At 67.8% G+C, this 13493-nt stretch carries 21 protein-coding genes and 1 pseudogene; 15 read left to right on the top strand and 7 right to left on the bottom strand.

Annotated features, from left to right (window positions below):
- The first annotated feature begins 9 nt into the window (after positions 1 to 9).
- A complete protein-coding gene (locus AC3EO4_RS03205) occupies positions 10 to 210 on the top strand; it encodes a hypothetical protein (RefSeq protein ID WP_379578872.1) in 201 nt (66 codons plus the stop codon).
- Positions 211 to 439: 229 nt separating this feature from the next.
- Here the strand turns inward: AC3EO4_RS03205 and AC3EO4_RS03210 are convergent, their stop codons facing one another.
- The 4 genes from AC3EO4_RS03210 to AC3EO4_RS03225 all read right to left on the bottom strand — a co-directional run bounded on the left by AC3EO4_RS03210 (position 440) and on the right by AC3EO4_RS03225 (position 3816).
- Positions 440 to 898: a hypothetical protein gene (locus AC3EO4_RS03210; RefSeq protein WP_379578870.1), complete on the bottom strand. Its 459-nt coding sequence runs from the start codon at positions 896 to 898 to the stop codon at positions 440 to 442.
- A 929-nt stretch (positions 899 to 1827) separates the two neighbouring features.
- The gene (locus tag AC3EO4_RS03215) at positions 1828 to 2466 is read right to left on the bottom strand and encodes an ISAs1 family transposase (protein ID WP_379578868.1); all 639 of its coding nucleotides are present in this window, start codon (positions 2464 to 2466) and stop codon (positions 1828 to 1830) included.
- A gap of 348 nt (positions 2467 to 2814) precedes the next feature.
- Positions 2815 to 3300 carry a hypothetical protein gene (locus tag AC3EO4_RS03220; RefSeq protein ID WP_379578866.1) on the bottom strand — a complete coding sequence of 162 codons (486 nt, stop codon included), beginning with the start codon at positions 3298 to 3300 and terminating at the stop codon, positions 2815 to 2817.
- Between the two features lie 300 nt (positions 3301 to 3600).
- Entirely contained in the window at positions 3601 to 3816 is a 216-nt protein-coding gene (locus AC3EO4_RS03225) for a DUF4262 domain-containing protein (RefSeq protein WP_379578864.1), read from the bottom strand.
- 237 nt (positions 3817 to 4053) lie between these two features.
- On the opposite strand from AC3EO4_RS03225, the gene AC3EO4_RS03230 reads away from it, so the two are divergent.
- From AC3EO4_RS03230 to AC3EO4_RS03295, 14 genes are all read left to right on the top strand, one after another.
- Complete coding sequence (locus AC3EO4_RS03230; protein WP_379578862.1) at positions 4054 to 4974, top strand: hypothetical protein; 921 nt, start codon at positions 4054 to 4056, stop codon at positions 4972 to 4974.
- Between the two features lie 8 nt (positions 4975 to 4982).
- The gene (locus AC3EO4_RS03235) at positions 4983 to 5318 is read left to right on the top strand and encodes a hypothetical protein (RefSeq protein WP_431893561.1); all 336 of its coding nucleotides are present in this window, start codon (positions 4983 to 4985) and stop codon (positions 5316 to 5318) included.
- 2 nt (positions 5319 to 5320) lie between these two features.
- The gene (locus tag AC3EO4_RS03240) at positions 5321 to 5911 is read left to right on the top strand and encodes a hypothetical protein (RefSeq protein WP_431893563.1); all 591 of its coding nucleotides are present in this window, start codon (positions 5321 to 5323) and stop codon (positions 5909 to 5911) included.
- Positions 5911 to 6216, top strand: coding sequence for a hypothetical protein (locus tag AC3EO4_RS03245; RefSeq protein WP_379578857.1), 306 nt, complete (start codon positions 5911 to 5913; stop codon positions 6214 to 6216). Before AC3EO4_RS03240 ends, AC3EO4_RS03245 begins: the two co-directional genes overlap by 1 nt.
- Positions 6217 to 6575: 359 nt before the next feature.
- Positions 6576 to 6764 (top strand): hypothetical protein, encoded by a 189-nt coding sequence (locus AC3EO4_RS03250; protein ID WP_431893566.1) that lies wholly within the window; start codon positions 6576 to 6578, stop codon positions 6762 to 6764.
- Positions 6764 to 7546: a peptidoglycan recognition protein family protein gene (locus tag AC3EO4_RS03255; RefSeq protein WP_431893568.1), complete on the top strand. Its 783-nt coding sequence runs from the start codon at positions 6764 to 6766 to the stop codon at positions 7544 to 7546. The genes AC3EO4_RS03250 and AC3EO4_RS03255 overlap by 1 nt, the downstream gene beginning before the upstream one ends.
- Positions 7525 to 7827 carry a holin gene (locus AC3EO4_RS03260; RefSeq protein ID WP_431893571.1) on the top strand — a complete coding sequence of 101 codons (303 nt, stop codon included), beginning with the start codon at positions 7525 to 7527 and terminating at the stop codon, positions 7825 to 7827. The genes AC3EO4_RS03255 and AC3EO4_RS03260 overlap by 22 nt, the downstream gene beginning before the upstream one ends.
- Positions 7828 to 8014: 187 nt before the next feature.
- On the top strand, positions 8015 to 8416 hold the full coding sequence (locus AC3EO4_RS03265) for a hypothetical protein (RefSeq protein WP_431893574.1): 402 nt from the start codon (positions 8015 to 8017) through the stop codon (positions 8414 to 8416).
- A 105-nt stretch (positions 8417 to 8521) separates the two neighbouring features.
- Entirely contained in the window at positions 8522 to 9247 is a 726-nt protein-coding gene (locus AC3EO4_RS03270) for a DEAD/DEAH box helicase family protein (RefSeq protein WP_431893576.1), read from the top strand.
- Entirely contained in the window at positions 9240 to 9479 is a 240-nt protein-coding gene (locus AC3EO4_RS03275; RefSeq protein ID WP_431893578.1) for a hypothetical protein, read from the top strand. Before AC3EO4_RS03270 ends, AC3EO4_RS03275 begins: the two co-directional genes overlap by 8 nt.
- Positions 9449 to 9901 carry a hypothetical protein gene (locus AC3EO4_RS03280; RefSeq protein WP_431893580.1) on the top strand — a complete coding sequence of 151 codons (453 nt, stop codon included), beginning with the start codon at positions 9449 to 9451 and terminating at the stop codon, positions 9899 to 9901. The genes AC3EO4_RS03275 and AC3EO4_RS03280 overlap by 31 nt, the downstream gene beginning before the upstream one ends.
- Entirely contained in the window at positions 9898 to 10944 is a 1047-nt protein-coding gene (locus tag AC3EO4_RS03285) for a hypothetical protein (protein ID WP_431893582.1), read from the top strand. The genes AC3EO4_RS03280 and AC3EO4_RS03285 overlap by 4 nt, the downstream gene beginning before the upstream one ends.
- Before the next feature lie 3 nt (positions 10945 to 10947).
- A complete protein-coding gene (locus AC3EO4_RS03290) occupies positions 10948 to 12024 on the top strand; it encodes a helix-turn-helix domain-containing protein (RefSeq protein WP_431893585.1) in 1077 nt (358 codons plus the stop codon).
- Positions 12021 to 12302: a hypothetical protein gene (locus AC3EO4_RS03295; protein WP_379578837.1), complete on the top strand. Its 282-nt coding sequence runs from the start codon at positions 12021 to 12023 to the stop codon at positions 12300 to 12302. Before AC3EO4_RS03290 ends, AC3EO4_RS03295 begins: the two co-directional genes overlap by 4 nt.
- Before the next feature lie 332 nt (positions 12303 to 12634).
- Here AC3EO4_RS03295 and AC3EO4_RS03300 read toward each other — a convergent pair whose 3' ends face one another.
- From AC3EO4_RS03300 to AC3EO4_RS03310, 3 genes and pseudogenes are all read right to left on the bottom strand, one after another.
- Positions 12635 to 12892, bottom strand: a complete 258-nt coding sequence (locus AC3EO4_RS03300) for a hypothetical protein (protein WP_379578835.1) — start codon at positions 12890 to 12892, stop codon at positions 12635 to 12637.
- Positions 12889 to 13080 (bottom strand): annotated as a pseudogene (locus AC3EO4_RS03305) (peptidase inhibitor family I36 protein); the annotation flags it as partial. The gene AC3EO4_RS03300 and the pseudogene AC3EO4_RS03305, both read right to left, overlap by 4 nt.
- A gap of 91 nt (positions 13081 to 13171) precedes the next feature.
- The gene (locus AC3EO4_RS03310; RefSeq protein WP_431893588.1) at positions 13172 to 13441 is read right to left on the bottom strand and encodes a hypothetical protein; all 270 of its coding nucleotides are present in this window, start codon (positions 13439 to 13441) and stop codon (positions 13172 to 13174) included.
- Positions 13442 to 13493 lie beyond the last annotated feature (52 nt).

Raw genomic sequence — 13493 nt, forward strand, 5'->3', positions numbered from 1 at the left:
GAGACCAGCATGGCGAGGTTGAAGACGCGGCCACGCACACCCGCGGAGATCCTCCGCGACCTGGACGACCGTGTCCGCGTCCTGGAGCACCGCACCAGCGTGGTGATCGGCGTCGCCCCGGACGCCTACGTGCTCGAGGTCGATGACTCCGGCCGGCTGACCGCCCGGCACGCCGACAGCGGCACCGTCACTGTCATCGCCCTGCCGTGACATGCTGGGCGGGCGCTGCTGGTGGAGCCGCGCCCGCCCTTTGGATCAACGTTTTGCCTGGTCAGCCCAGGGTGATGCTGATAGGGATGCCAAGCCAGGCGAGTGCCACTATGACGATAAGCGCCCACACCAGCCACTACGCCGGAGCCCTGCTGCTGGCCCATGGAGCCTGTCACGCTCGGCGACCCTGTCCAGGACGACCTCAACCAGGTGCTCGCCGTACGCAAATTCAGTTGGGATCCCAAACATCGCTCACTTTCGCAAGGCTCTCTCTGATTGCAGCCTCTCTTATCTGCCATTGATGGAGAGGTAGATCCAGCGCCTGCCATTCAACGCTGATTGAAAGGTCGCCATGCTGAGGAAGAGGGTGAAGCCAGCAAGAGAACGACAAACATGCGCCCTGAACATATGTGCCACGGATGGAAAGCGTCGGCTCTGTACGATGCGAATCCCCTGCAGGTGTTGCTGTCGGCGGGGGCGCATGATCCAGGACTTCGGCGGTCCTCCCGTCTGGATAGCGGACTTTCACGGCCGGCCGCAATGCGAGATGAGCGCCGCCTTCGACTGTTATCGGCTGCCTGTCCATCTCGCTTTCGTGAAGGCGTCCTTCGATTCTCAAGATCAAACCCGATGAGAAAACACTAACCTGGTCGATAAACACCGCGCAACGATTGTTGCGTGCAATCATGCCCTGTATTGATAGCGTTGCCGGAATCTCCCTCGCAGGTCTATCTATCCAAGGAGAAGCGTCATCAGAAAAAGTATGTCCACCAATGGTAGGCATTGTGTCCTCATTGAGTATTGACGCTATAGCTACAGAAGGCCGCTATCTGGGCGATCAACACTCTGATTGCCCAGATAGCGACGTTTGCCCATACTATTGAGGCCGTATGGATGTTAAGACTAGCATGATTCCCTTCTGACGGGGATCGTCCCCAGTCCGAAGCGGCATGTCAAAGTTCCGGGAGCTAGACGCACACAAAAGACTCCGAGTTGGAGTCGGTGTAGCTTGCGGTTGCCTGACCATTGTGCGTAGTGGTGAGCCAGAGGCGTGTGGTGTACCACCTGACGGAGCCGGAGCCGCGGCAGGAGTACGACGCTTGGGATCGGGAGGCGGTCCCTGCGGCACATGTCCACTTCACAGCGCCAGTAGCCACGACGTTCCAGTAGGTGCCGTCCCATTGGAGGAGTTCGGCCTCGACGCGGCATCCGCCATTGATCCGATGGATTCGTCTACTAAGGCCGAAATGACTGTGCAGCAGCACAATATTGACGCAATCTCACCACATTGAGGCAGTATTTACTACAGCCAGTTATGCGGCCAATGTGACCGGTAAAGGTATTCGGCCATCTCTGTGCGATCATGAGGAAGCCCGAATCGTAGAGATCTCTGAATGGCGGCCGGGCTGCCTGGTGTGCACGCCGGCGGTGCTCGAGGGCGAGCGGCTGGACGGTGAAGGCGCGCCCCCGCTGCTACTGCGGGCAGCACCCCGTGGTGCAGGGCCCCGGCGTAGTGGAGTTTTGTCCTGTTTCTCGATCATGTGGGGTCGGTGTTGAGGGTGCGGGTGGCGTCGCGGGAGACGTGGCGGATGGCCTGGGCGATGTTGCCGACTCCGGTCAGGCGTAGGGCGCCGATGGCGAGGTTGCGCAAGGCGGCCATGGCGCGGGGCGCGTTGCCGGTGCGGACCTGGCTGTGGTCTTCGGTGTATGTGACGTCGCGGACGTGGTGAAGCCGGTTCTCGATGCTCCAGTGGCCGCGGATCTAGGTGCCAGTTCGGTGGGAGGGGCCTGCCAGGCGGGCAGGTCAGTGATCGCGTAGACGGTCACCGTCCGCCATCTGCCCGTTTTGCCGTCCCTGACCTGCCGTTTGATCTGCATCGCCTGGACGGCGTGGGGGAACAGTAGTCCGGTGGTGACGGTGATGACTTTGAGGGTGCGGCGTTCTTCACGTCCGTGCCCGCGGTCGCGTTCGCGGTGCTGGATGGGGATCAGTTTCCACGACAGCCGTTTGACCTGCGCGTACAGGCTGGGCTGGTTCTTCTTGACGATCAGCACGTAGTGCGCCCGTTTCTGCTCGATGAGGAAGGTGGCGTGCTCGCGCTGGGTGTGCAGGGCATCGGCGGTGACCACGCGATCGTCCAGGTCGAGACGCTCCAGCACGGGCCGGAAGCAGGTGATCTCGTTGGTCTTGCCGTCCACGCCGGTCTGCGCGAGCACCAGGCTGCTGCCGTGGTCGAAGGCGGCCAGCGTAGTCAAGGAACCCCAAAGAGTGATCTTGGTAGTGTTGACCTGTGGTAAGTCGCGGCATCCGAGTCGAAGGTTCACGGATCGTGCACCGTCCGACCACGAGCCCTGATCATCACGGCGAGCAGCTGCCCGCCTTCAGTGCCAAACCGGCATCGCCGGGTGGGACCCCAGAAGGCTCCGTTTCACCACGGCGGCGGTCAACTGCCGTCGCTGCCTCCGGCAAGGCGTGGCCACGCCGACACCAGAGCTGACGTTGTTCTAAGGCCTGTGCTGCGGATCATGAGAGTCGGTCCAGGACACAGCAGGAGCTGGCAGTGGAGACCGAACTCCATAGCGGAAGGCCCGCAGGACATGGTCTCAGTTCCGGAAGATCTCGTTGAGGAAGCCCATCTTGTCGGGTCGTGCCGTCAGCAGAAGCAGGGCGAGTGTGACAACAGGGTCGAGGGCGGGATCGCTGTCTGTTCGCAGAGTGCGGACGGTGGCTTCGGGACTGGAGTGCTCCCGGGCCTGAAGAACCGTGCGCTCGCCAACGGTCACCGCGAAATGCAACTTTCGTCGAAACCGTGAGCGGTGGATGTGGTACGCCTGCCCCCGCAGTCGCACGGTGTCCTTGCGGCGCTCACCCACCGGCTGCCCACGCACGGACAGCAGCGGCTGTCCCTCGTTGAAGTCAATCAGCAGACGGGGTTCGTCGCCGACCAGATCACCGCTGCTCAATACGGACTGACGGCCTCGGCCGGCCTGTACTGCGAACGCCCCTGGTGTTTCACCCTCAAAGCTGAACGTTGAGCTGAGCAGCGAGATCATGGACTCGCCCGGCCGTAACCCGTCGATAGTAGTCATCGCCGAACCACCGGGTCAGCCCTGGCGCCACGTGAAGCGTGGAACCCTGAAGCGAAGTGCGCGGCTGCCGACCGCTGTCGAATCCAGTCGGCTGCTGGTCGCAGCCTTGGACCGGCTCTCATGATTCACAGAACAGACCTTAGCTGGCCCGCACCAGCGGCCCGGCCAGGGGCTGGGCCAGTGCGGTGAAGCGCGCCCCAGCCGGGGCTGGTGCTTCCTGCTCAGCCTTCGGAATCTCCCCGGCAAGTCGCTCAGCGCAGAGCATCGATGACAGTAGGTTTCGGCTGTTGGGGTGCGTGCCTACTTCTCGCGGGTCCAGACGAGCTCGGCCACGACGACGTGCTCCCGGTCGTACACCGCGGCGGCGACGAGCAGCTCAGGCCGGCCCTGGCTGATCAAGCCCACCGTGTAAGCGTAAGGGGTGATGCCTTCGCCTTCGACGGCATGCACGATCCACCCGTGCAGCTGAATGCCGGCGGCGACGTCGTGCAGCAGGTTCGACTCGGCCAGGCTCACGCGAGCACCGCCCCACGTACGGCGCGGGGCAGGCCTGGGCAGCTCGTCAGCATGCGCCGATCCTAGGTGCCGCGTCGTGGCCAGCCGTGCCGCCGCGACGGCCCCCGGTACGCTGGCGGTGATGCTGCTGGTGTGAGGGCCGGGCCGACCTGCGAACGGTGCGGGGTGGTCACGATCGCCAGATGTGGATGTGCGTCCAGTTGCAGCTGCTTGGTCACTGCGGGGCCGGGCGCCACGGTGTCCGGCAACGGGTCATCGGCGAACCCGTACGTTGTCTCTGCGACCGGCACGCTCGATTGCGAGGCGGTCCAGGACTGCGTCGGTGCCGGGTTCGTCCAGGGGCTGCAGTACGACGACGCCGCCAACCAGTTCAGAGCCCGGATCGACCCAGCGCCGGGCAACAACCTGCAGCAGAGTGCCGCAGGACTGTTCGTGCCGACCGGCGCCGCCACGGTGTCGGTCGCCGACACCGCCTGCATCGACATGTCCGGCAACGGGGCGGGCGGATCCCCGATCACCGCGGCGCCGATCCTCAACGCGGCCGCCGGCAACCTCATCACGTGCACGCCGACCGGCCTGCGGGCCGCGCTCACGCTCGCCACGTGCGGTCTCACCGGTAACGGCAGCGCCGCGTCGCCTCTCGCGGCGAAGGTCGGCACCTGGCCGTACCCGTGCACACCTGTCGACACGTTCGCGGGAAACGTCTACTGCGACGGCACCGGCCAGCTGCGCAGTGAGCCGCGTGGACGGACAGCGTTCAACCAGAACACGCAGAACACCACCTACGCCAACGTTGCGGTTCCGGCGGCGATTGACACGCTGATCGAGACGCGAACCCTGTTGATCACAAACCCGGACACGTGTCGGGAGTCGTTCGTGCTGGTGTCGATGGAGCTGGACGTCGACCTGAACCTGCCAGCCAACAGCGGCGCCGCGTACGGCCTGTACACCGACGAGATGCTGTTCCACGCCAACCGCGGCTCGACGGCGGAGAACGACTTTCACGTGCAGGTGGTGAAGGTGGTCAACCAGACGCCGAACCTAGCGCCGGGCGGGAGCAACAACTTCGGTGTGGACATCACGGCCGGCCGGGGCAGCGGAGGCGCCACCTACAACAGGATTCAAACGTTCATTCGAGCCTTTCAGTGGATTCTGTAGGAGGAACTGTGCGAAAGCGGAACTTTGTCGAGGTGCCCGAGTCCGTCGCTGTCGCTTCCTCGTCGCCAGAGCTGCGCACGATGTACGTCGCCTATGCCAGCGGGGCAGTGGCCTCCGTCGAAAGCAACGAGGAAACGATCTCCCTGCCCGACGGCACGAAAGAGATCACCCGCCAGGAGTACGAGGCGAGGCTCGCTGAGCTCAAGGCCGCCAACGCCGAGCATGTCGCGGCGCTACGGGCCGACGATGAGCGGCGCACTCGCGAGGACTACGAGGCACTCAGTGCTGCAGGCGTCCAGGAGGCGACCGCCCGCCGCCTGTCCGGCTACACCGGGGAGCTGTAGCCGTGCCGCAGGTGTGCGTGGGGCCCGAGTTCTCCGTCGACCCGAACGGGCGGCTGCGGCTGGACCTGTGCGGCAGCCCGGCCGAGCAGGCGTGGCCGTACCCGTGTCCGACTTCGCACAACCCGCTCCGGGTCGACCCGTCGTGTGGGCTGTGGGTGCCGCCGTACCCGAAAGCCGGGCGGGCGTCGGCGTCCGGCACGACCGGCGGCGCGCTGGTGACCGTCCCGGCCGGCTACACCGAGGTCGCCCAGGCGGAGATCGAGGTGGAGAACCCGTCGGACTGCTCCGCGGCGATCGTCGTGCAGTGGGTGCAGGTTGACGTCGACCTGTACCTGCCTGCAGGCGCGGACTCCAGGGCCGGGTTCAGGATCAACGGCAATGCCGTGATGGCCAACGAGAACGCCGCACCTGCGAGCGGTACCCAGGAGACCGGCATCCACTGGGAGCTGACGCAAACGCTCGTTTCCGGCACCATCCCGGCGGGCGGATCCAACACGTTCACCGCGCCGATCGACGTCGGGTCCGGCCAGGGCGGCGCCCAGTACGGGGAGATCAGGTGGCAGATGCGAGTGCTGGTCCTGGCGGGCCTGTGATGAACACGAAGTGGTTCCTGCTGGGCGACGGCACGCTGATCTCCCGCTCGCTGCAGGTCGACGGCTCGTACCCGATGAAGGTGACCGTCCCCGCTGACGCGGTCGAGATCAGCGAGGAGAAGGCGGCGGAGATCCGCGAAGGCTACGCCGCCGGCGTCAGGGCGTGGGCGGCCGAGCAGAACGCCGCCGCCGACCTCATCCGTCGGCGGGACTTCGACGCGCTGGTGGCGCTCGGCGCGCCGGAGGAGACCGCGCGCCGTCTATCCGGCTACCGCGGGCCCGCCGAGGCGGCCGGCGATGGGTGAGCAGGATCCGTTCTCAGGTGTGGTCACGGCCGCCACCGTGTACGCGGCCGTCGTCAACGTCGGCGAGCGGGTCGGCCAGGTGGACCACAAGGTCGACCTGGTCGACAACAAAGTCGTGGCCGTCGATCAGAAGGTCGACGGCGTCGTGTCCAGCGTCGCCGCCTGCAGGCCCGCGTCCGCGAGCTGGAGTCGATCGACACGCGGCAGGAAACCGCGATCGAGACGAGCGTCGCTGATGTCGCCGACTTGCAGAGCCGCGTCCGCGACCTGGAGGCGAACCGGTGGCCGAGGGGCCTGCCGACGGTGCTCGCGTTCGCGTCGCTGGTGATCGCGCTGGCGGCGCTGTGGCGGGGGTGGTCATGAGCGGCTGGAAGTACTTCTGGCAGATCGTCGAGCCGGTCTCGCGCGAGCGGCACGCCCCGAGATCGGCGGGCTTCGGCGGGCCGCCGGAGGGTGAGGCGCCGCTGCTGGCTGGGCGGCCGTACCGCGACAGGCGGAAGCAGGCGGCGCGGCGTCGCGCCGCACGAGCGTCAAGGGGGAGACGCTGATGATCAACCTGGTGGCCAGGGAGCAGTGGAACGCCCGCACCCACAAGGGGCACGTCTCCTTGAAGGCCCGACCGGACGGGATCAAGTACCACTACGTCGGCGGCCGCGTTGATCCGGACCTGGTGAAGGACCACGGCCTGTGTGTGGCGCTGGTCAAGAGCATCCAGCGGCACCACATGGACACCAACCTGTGGGCGGACATCGGCTACAGCGCCCAAGTGTGTCCGCATCGGCAGGTCTTCGTGGGGCGGGGGCCGGGCATCCTGCCGGCGGCCAACGGCGACGGGCTCAACGCCGGCCACTACGCGGTTCTCGCGATGGTCGGCGACTCCGGCCTGGTCGTCCCCACTGACGACATGCTGCACGGGCTGCTGGACGCTCGCGACTGGTTGATGGGCCTGCCGGCGCAGAGGATGCCGTGCGGCGGCGAGGTGCTCGGCCACTGCGACGGTTACGAGACGACGTGCCCCGGCGAATGGCTGTATGAGCGGATCGGGCGGGGGTATCCGCGGCCGGGCGGGCCTGGCAGCGTGAGGCCGGTGTCGCCGGCTCCGGCGTGGCCAGGCCGGGTGCTGGAGTATCCGCCGCTGATGTCGGGTGACGATGTCCGCGCCTGGGGCAGCAGATGGCCCAGGCGCGGCTGGCGTATCGCCGTCGACGGCAGGTTCGGGCCGGACTCGCGCGAGGTCGCCCGCGCGTTCCAACGCGAGAAGGGCCGCAGGGTCACGGGCAGGGTGGGGCGGGAGGACTGGCGGGCGGCGTGGCTGGCTCCGATCACCTAGGGCGGCACCGCCTCCCGGTCGACGACGCAGGTGAGGACGATCCTTGCCGGCGTGGCGGTATCTGGTCGCGGTCGTGGTGGCAGGACGCGCTCGAGCGGGCGGTGCGGGCGGGCGCGGCCGCCGTCCTCGCCGGTGTCGGAGCCGACCAGCTCGGCGCGTTGCAGCCGATGACGCTGCGGGCGGCCGGGGTGATGGCGGCGGGCAGCGCGTCGGTGTCGCTGCTGCTGTCGGTGGCCGCTTCCGGCAAAGGCGACAACGAAAATGCGTCTTTCACGCAATAGGGGCGAAAAAGGGCGAAGGGCCCGCCGTCGAGGTGGCAGGCCCTTCTATCGCTCCCTGTGGAGAGGTCGCGCCCAGCGATTACAGAGTACCCCGTTGCCTCTTCTTTACCACCTATGTTCGGTAAGAATTGCAAAGGGTCTCCCTATGGGTATAGGGTAAGAATTGCATGTTAAAGGAGGTGACAATGTGACGGAAGCCCCGCAGGACCGCCCTGAGCTGGTCGGACTGCCCGACATCGCCGAGATCACCGGCGTGAAGGTGGCCACCCTCCGCTCCTGGCGGCACCGCGAGGAGTTCGACAAACTGCCCGACGCGGACGCGGTCATCTCCGGAACCCCGGTATGGCTGAAAGCCCGCTGGAGCAACCCGGGCGAGCCGCTGCCCGAGCTGCCGCAGCTCGTCGGCGTCAAGGAGATCGGCGCGATGTTCGACATCGACCCCGAGACCGTGACGATCTGGTTCAAGCGCAACAACGGCGCCCCCGAGGCGGAGTGGAAGGTCGGCCGGATGCGTATCTGGACGATCCCGCCCTGGGCGGAGTTCGCCAAACGCACAGGCAGGCCCATCACCCTGCCCAGTAGTACATAGCACCACCGTTCGCCCCAGCCTGGGGCGAACTCTGGCCAAGAGCTGTAAGGGGACAGTCGAGGAAAGCCCCCTTAACGGCTCTCTGTGGAGAAGGGCTCAGCACCCGTGACACTACAGACACGTCCCCCTACGTGCATCGTCCCGTTCCCTCTGGTACTCGTCGAAGGGCCCGCCGACTCCGGCAAGACCCGCATGCTCGTCGAGCTCACCGCCTCCCCCCTCATCGGCCGAGCCCTGATGCTCGACCTCGGCGACGGCAACAGCGACGAGTACGGCGACGCCGTCGGCGGCGGCACCCCCACCTACGAGATCATCGAGCACGACGGCTCGTGGGCGTCCATCATCGGCCAGGTCGAAGCCGCCCACGAGGAGGCCGGGAAGGCGCTGGCCGCCGGCGAAGAGCCGTACGCACTTGGCGTCGACAGCGGCTCCCGCCTGTGGGAGATGCTCAAGACCTGGGGCGGCGCCCGCGCCAAAGGCTCGATCAAGAATCAGCGGCTCCTCGCGTTCGACCCGAACGCCGACATCCGCACCCCGAACAACATCTGGGACGACGTCCACGCCCGGCATCAGCGGCTGATGGAGCTACTCGGCACGTTCCCGGGCGTCGTCGTGGTCACAGCCCGCGGCCGCGAAACCTACCTCACCGAAGACCCCGCCGACCCGGTACCGAAGGTCAAGACGTACAAGGTGGAGTTGCCGCCGCGACCTGACGCACGAGGCGAGCGTGTGGATTCGGCTCAGCCTGGACGCCCCACCCACGATCATCGGCGCCAAGAGCAAGTACCTGAACGTGCGTTACGGCAAGGACGAGGCGCGTGTCGTGCCTGACCTCGACCTCGCCTCCCTGATCTTCAAGACGCTGCGCGTCTCCGATGCCAGCCGCCCCCGGCCCGTGATCCGGCTCGGCCGCGAACGCCTGCCCGAGCAGATCCGCGACGAGGCCATGGCCACGACCGACCGCGATCGGCTGCAGCAACTGCTCGCCGAGGCCGCCCACCCCGCCCACCAGGGCGTCACGCTCGACAACGAGTGGGGGAGCAGGAGAGCCTGTCCGAGCTGATCGTGCGCCGCGTCCGCGGGCTGTCCGGCCGCGCCGACACCGTCGCCTACAGCGTGACCGCCGCCCGCCCCCAGGCGCTCCCAGCCCCGGCCGACGAGCCGCCGCCCACACCCCAGCAGCCCAGCCCCGACGACAAGATCAGCAACCAGCTGGCGACGACGCTCAAGCAGATGCTCGCCAAGTGCGGCGCTGTCACCCCCGACCGGCGGCTCACCATCCTGCAGGTCCTCACCGGGCGGCGGCTGGCCTCCGAGCAGCAGCTGACCAACCAGGCGGGCGCGACCGTGATCGGGCTGCTCGCCCCCGCGATCGCCTCGCCGACGCCCAGCGACACGCTCACCGAGGTCATGCAGGCGCGCATGGCCGAGCTGATGGCCGCACAGAACCCGACCACTGCCGAGCAGGAAAGGCCCGCCGCATGAGCCGCCGCACCGCCGCCAAGACCAAGGCCCGCAAGACGCGGCCAGCCCGCACTCCCGCCGCCACCACGTCCACCACCGCGGGACACACGCCCGACGTGGTCATCGTCGACGACCTGGCCCCGGACGCCAGCCCAGCACCTGCGGCCCCCACGGCCGAGGCGGCCCCGGCCGGGCCGGCCGACGCGCCGACGACCACGATCCACGACGTGCCCTTCCGGGACGAGCCGATCGTCTTCGCCGGAGACCAGGCGATGCCCGGCTTCGAGCACCTGTCGTTCGCCGAGCTGGCTCAACTCGCGGCCAAGGCGAGCCTCGCGCTCCCGCCGGGCGCCGACGACGTGCTCGAAGGCGTCGTTCTGCAGAACGAGATCGCCGAGGCGAAGAAGCTGCTGGCCGACGCCGAAGAGCGCGGTGAGAGCCCGCTCGACCTGGCTCATGCCTACGGCTACCTCGACGGCGTGCACAAGGCGCTCGGCAGGCAGGTGAAACGCACCCGCGAGCTGGCCGAGAAGATGTTCGCCGCCGTCCAGCTCGTCCACGGGATGAAGTTGCTGGAAGTGATGGTCGACGACGGCGGGCCCGCCGCGGCCACCATCCACATCCAAGACGTCAAGCCGACGATCGCCTGGGACATGGGCGCGGTGAAGGCCTACTGCCGCCAGCACGCCGAAACCGAGCTGTACACCGAGGTCCTGCCCGGCGTACTCGCCCTCGACGATGTCATCGCCTACATCGCGATGACCCACCCCGACTACGTCAAGACCCGCGTCCGCGAGGCGTACCTGACCCGCCTGCAGTCCGAGATCGACGACGACGGCTGCATCGCCTCGCCCGGCACCGCCGAACTGGTCAAGCTCGCCAAGGTCACGCGCGGTGAGCGGAACGGAGCCTTCATCATCCGCTACACCAACGCCAAGGCCGGCCGCCCCTCCGGCAAGGACCGGATCGAGCGCATGTTCCGCACCGGCGGCATGGGCGACGTCCTCGCCCTCGGCGCCGGTCCCGAACCCGACCCTGACGCGGCCGCACGAGAAGAGGTTTGACGGGTGGCTACCGTCAACCCGCTGGTCGCCGAGCTCGACGCCCTGCGCGTCGAGCTCGGCGTCGCCGAACAGATCGTCGCCGAAGTCGTCGGCGTGGACCCCTTGGACGTCGGCTGGTGGGCCACCGGCCTGCGCACGCCGAGCCTGCGCGAGTTCGTCGGCTACGCCGCTCTGCTCGGCCGGCGGTTCACCTTCGCCAACGAGCACGGCCAGATCGAGTACGTCGACCAGGTGCCGATCCTCGGCGACGACAACCCGCCCGAGCGGCTGAGACTCGTCCTGGAACGACGCCGCGAACGGCGGGAGGTGTCCCGCCGAGCCGTCGCCAACGCCGTCGGAGTCTCGCCGCCGGTGTTCAACCGGTGGGCCACCGGCGAGCGGCCGGTGCCGCTCGACGGCCTGGTCGGCTGGGCCGCTGCCGTCGGCTGGACGGCCGGCCTCGCCGAAGCCCCCGAGACCGAACCCGACGACGAGCGGCCCGCCGGCCCCCGCCAGCCGCGGCCCGAACGTCGCCGCCCTCCCCGTGTGCTGCCGCTCGTCGCCCAGCTGGAACAGATCCGGCACGCACTCCGCATGTCTCAGGTGAGGGTCGCCGAGGTCACCGGCGTCCACAAGAACACGGTCGGCCGCTGGGCGACCGGCGAGCGGACGCCGTCGCTGGAGAACCTCCTCGACCTGGCGCACGCCCTCGCCTGCGACATCCACATCGTCCCGCTCGCCGACCAGCCGCAGCTGACGCCGCAGGCCGTGCTGCGGCAGCAGATCCTGCTGCAGATCGACCTGGCGCGCGGCAACCGTGACCAGCGCACCGGCCGCCGCGTCCACGCCGACGGCACCGGCCCGCACTGGCAGCAGGCCGCCGACGCTGCCCTCGAAGACGAGATCGTCGCCGACCAGCACGAGGGGGCCACCTGGGCGCACCGGGCCCGGACCTCGCTCAACGATGCGCTCCGCCGCGACGACCCGGCCGACCTGCGCGCCGGGATCCTGCAGGCTGCGGCGACGCTCGTGGCGTGGCTCGAAGACCTGGACGCCCGCGCGGCCGGCGAGCACGGAGATCAGGGGGACGGAGACGGGTGACGGTCCTGCTCGCCGTCTACGCCGCATCGGTCTGCGTAGGCCGGTGCGATCACCGCTGCTACGACGCCGACGACGTCCGCTGTACCTGCGTGTGCGGAAGTGCCAACCACGGTCAGGGCCTGGCCGTGGCCATCGACAACACCCGCGCCCACGCACAGCAGTGGATCGACGCCCAACGGCGCGTCCGGCCGGACGTGACGCGCTGGTCGATCCACATCACCGTGCAGACCATCCCGCTGTTCGACCGTCAAGGCGACGAGGTGGAGCTCGTATCTTGACCCGGAACACGTAGCGGTAGATGGTGAACGATCGTTACTGTTCCCCCACGGATCACCGCCAATGACCCCAGCAGCGTTACTGGCGGGGGGCCGTACACAGCCCCTAAAAGTGTTGAGCCCCGGGGTCCGCTGGCAGGCGGTCCGGGGCTGGAACCGACCTAGTCGAGGAGGTCGCGGTGCTGAGCGCCACTGTACCCGTATGGGTCCCTGCCACACAGGCGATCCCGGGTGACAGACCTACACAAAGCACGACGTCTCGTCGGAGCTGGTGCTGGACGAGATCGTGTTCGTGGCGTCTGCCGTCCATTGGCAGGCGGGGCCCAGGGCCGCGATCAGCGCCCTGATGATCGGACCCAGAACCGGCCCCTGGAACGGCGGCCACCGCGCGCTGTCTTGTTCCGTTCTTGCCGGTCACGACGTAGACCGAGTTGGGGTGGTCCTTGCACACGGTGCGGGGCGGCGGCGTAGATCTCGCTGCCCCAGTCGGCGCCGAAGTACAGGGTCGCGATCGGCACGGATCGGACGGCGTTGATGTCGGGATGGACCTGGACGCAGTAGCGGCCCGTGCCCATCCTGGCTACCTTCGTCACGTTTGGCGTGGTTGGGAGGATGGTGGCGTCCAGGGTGCCGCAGTCGAGTCGCGGTAGAACACCCATGGCCGGTTGGTGTTGTTGAAGATGGTCCGGACGGGTTGAGCCGGGGCGATGTCGCAGTAGTAGGAGACTGGCTTGTAGCCGAACATCTCGCCGTCGAAGTCGTCCTCGGTCCACAAGCAGACATAGCCCTGCGGGAACGCCCCTTCCCTTCGGTGACAGCTATCCGAGCAGTGGGTCTCCTTCTTGGTGACGCCGGTGAGGGGACGATGTGGTTCATGTCTTGCGCCTGCTCACGTGGTGCACGATGAGGGCGGCGATGCACGCGACGGCGACGCCGCCCGCGACCAGGCCGAGCGGCCAGGCGCCGATGCCGTTCGCGATCATGTTGACGACCGCGCTGGCCATCAGGACGAGCCAGAGCAGGGCGCGCAGCGCGAGAGCGCCTTTGCTCAGCGCGGGCTTGCTCGCTGCGGGCCGGGAGGTGGTGGGCCGGGGGGTGGCGGGGTCGGAGTCAGGGCTGGGGATGCGGTAGGGGTCGGTCATGGCCAGAATCCTAGAAACGGGCCCGATCTGCGGAAATCCCGCACGCTAGCTG

Source organism: Nonomuraea sp. bgisy101 (assembly GCF_057708945.1).

Excerpts from the sequence above, each read along its gene's own strand:
- AC3EO4_RS03205 (WP_379578872.1), top strand. The coding sequence starts at position 10 with ATGGCGAGGTTGAAGACGCGGCCACGCACACCCGCGGAGATCCTCCGC.
- AC3EO4_RS03250 (WP_431893566.1), top strand. The coding sequence starts at position 6,576 with ATGAGCGGCTGGAAGTACTTCTGGCAGATCGTCGAGCCGGTCTCGCGC.
- AC3EO4_RS03285 (WP_431893582.1), top strand. The coding sequence starts at position 9,898 with ATGAGCCGCCGCACCGCCGCCAAGACCAAGGCCCGCAAGACGCGGCCA.
- AC3EO4_RS03210 (WP_379578870.1), bottom strand. The coding sequence starts at position 898 with ATGATTGCACGCAACAATCGTTGCGCGGTGTTTATCGACCAGGTTAGT.
- AC3EO4_RS03255 (WP_431893568.1), top strand. The coding sequence starts at position 6,764 with ATGATCAACCTGGTGGCCAGGGAGCAGTGGAACGCCCGCACCCACAAG.
- AC3EO4_RS03245 (WP_379578857.1), top strand. The coding sequence starts at position 5,911 with ATGAACACGAAGTGGTTCCTGCTGGGCGACGGCACGCTGATCTCCCGC.
- AC3EO4_RS03310 (WP_431893588.1), bottom strand. The coding sequence starts at position 13,441 with ATGACCGACCCCTACCGCATCCCCAGCCCTGACTCCGACCCCGCCACC.
- AC3EO4_RS03220 (WP_379578866.1), bottom strand. The coding sequence starts at position 3,300 with ATGACTACTATCGACGGGTTACGGCCGGGCGAGTCCATGATCTCGCTG.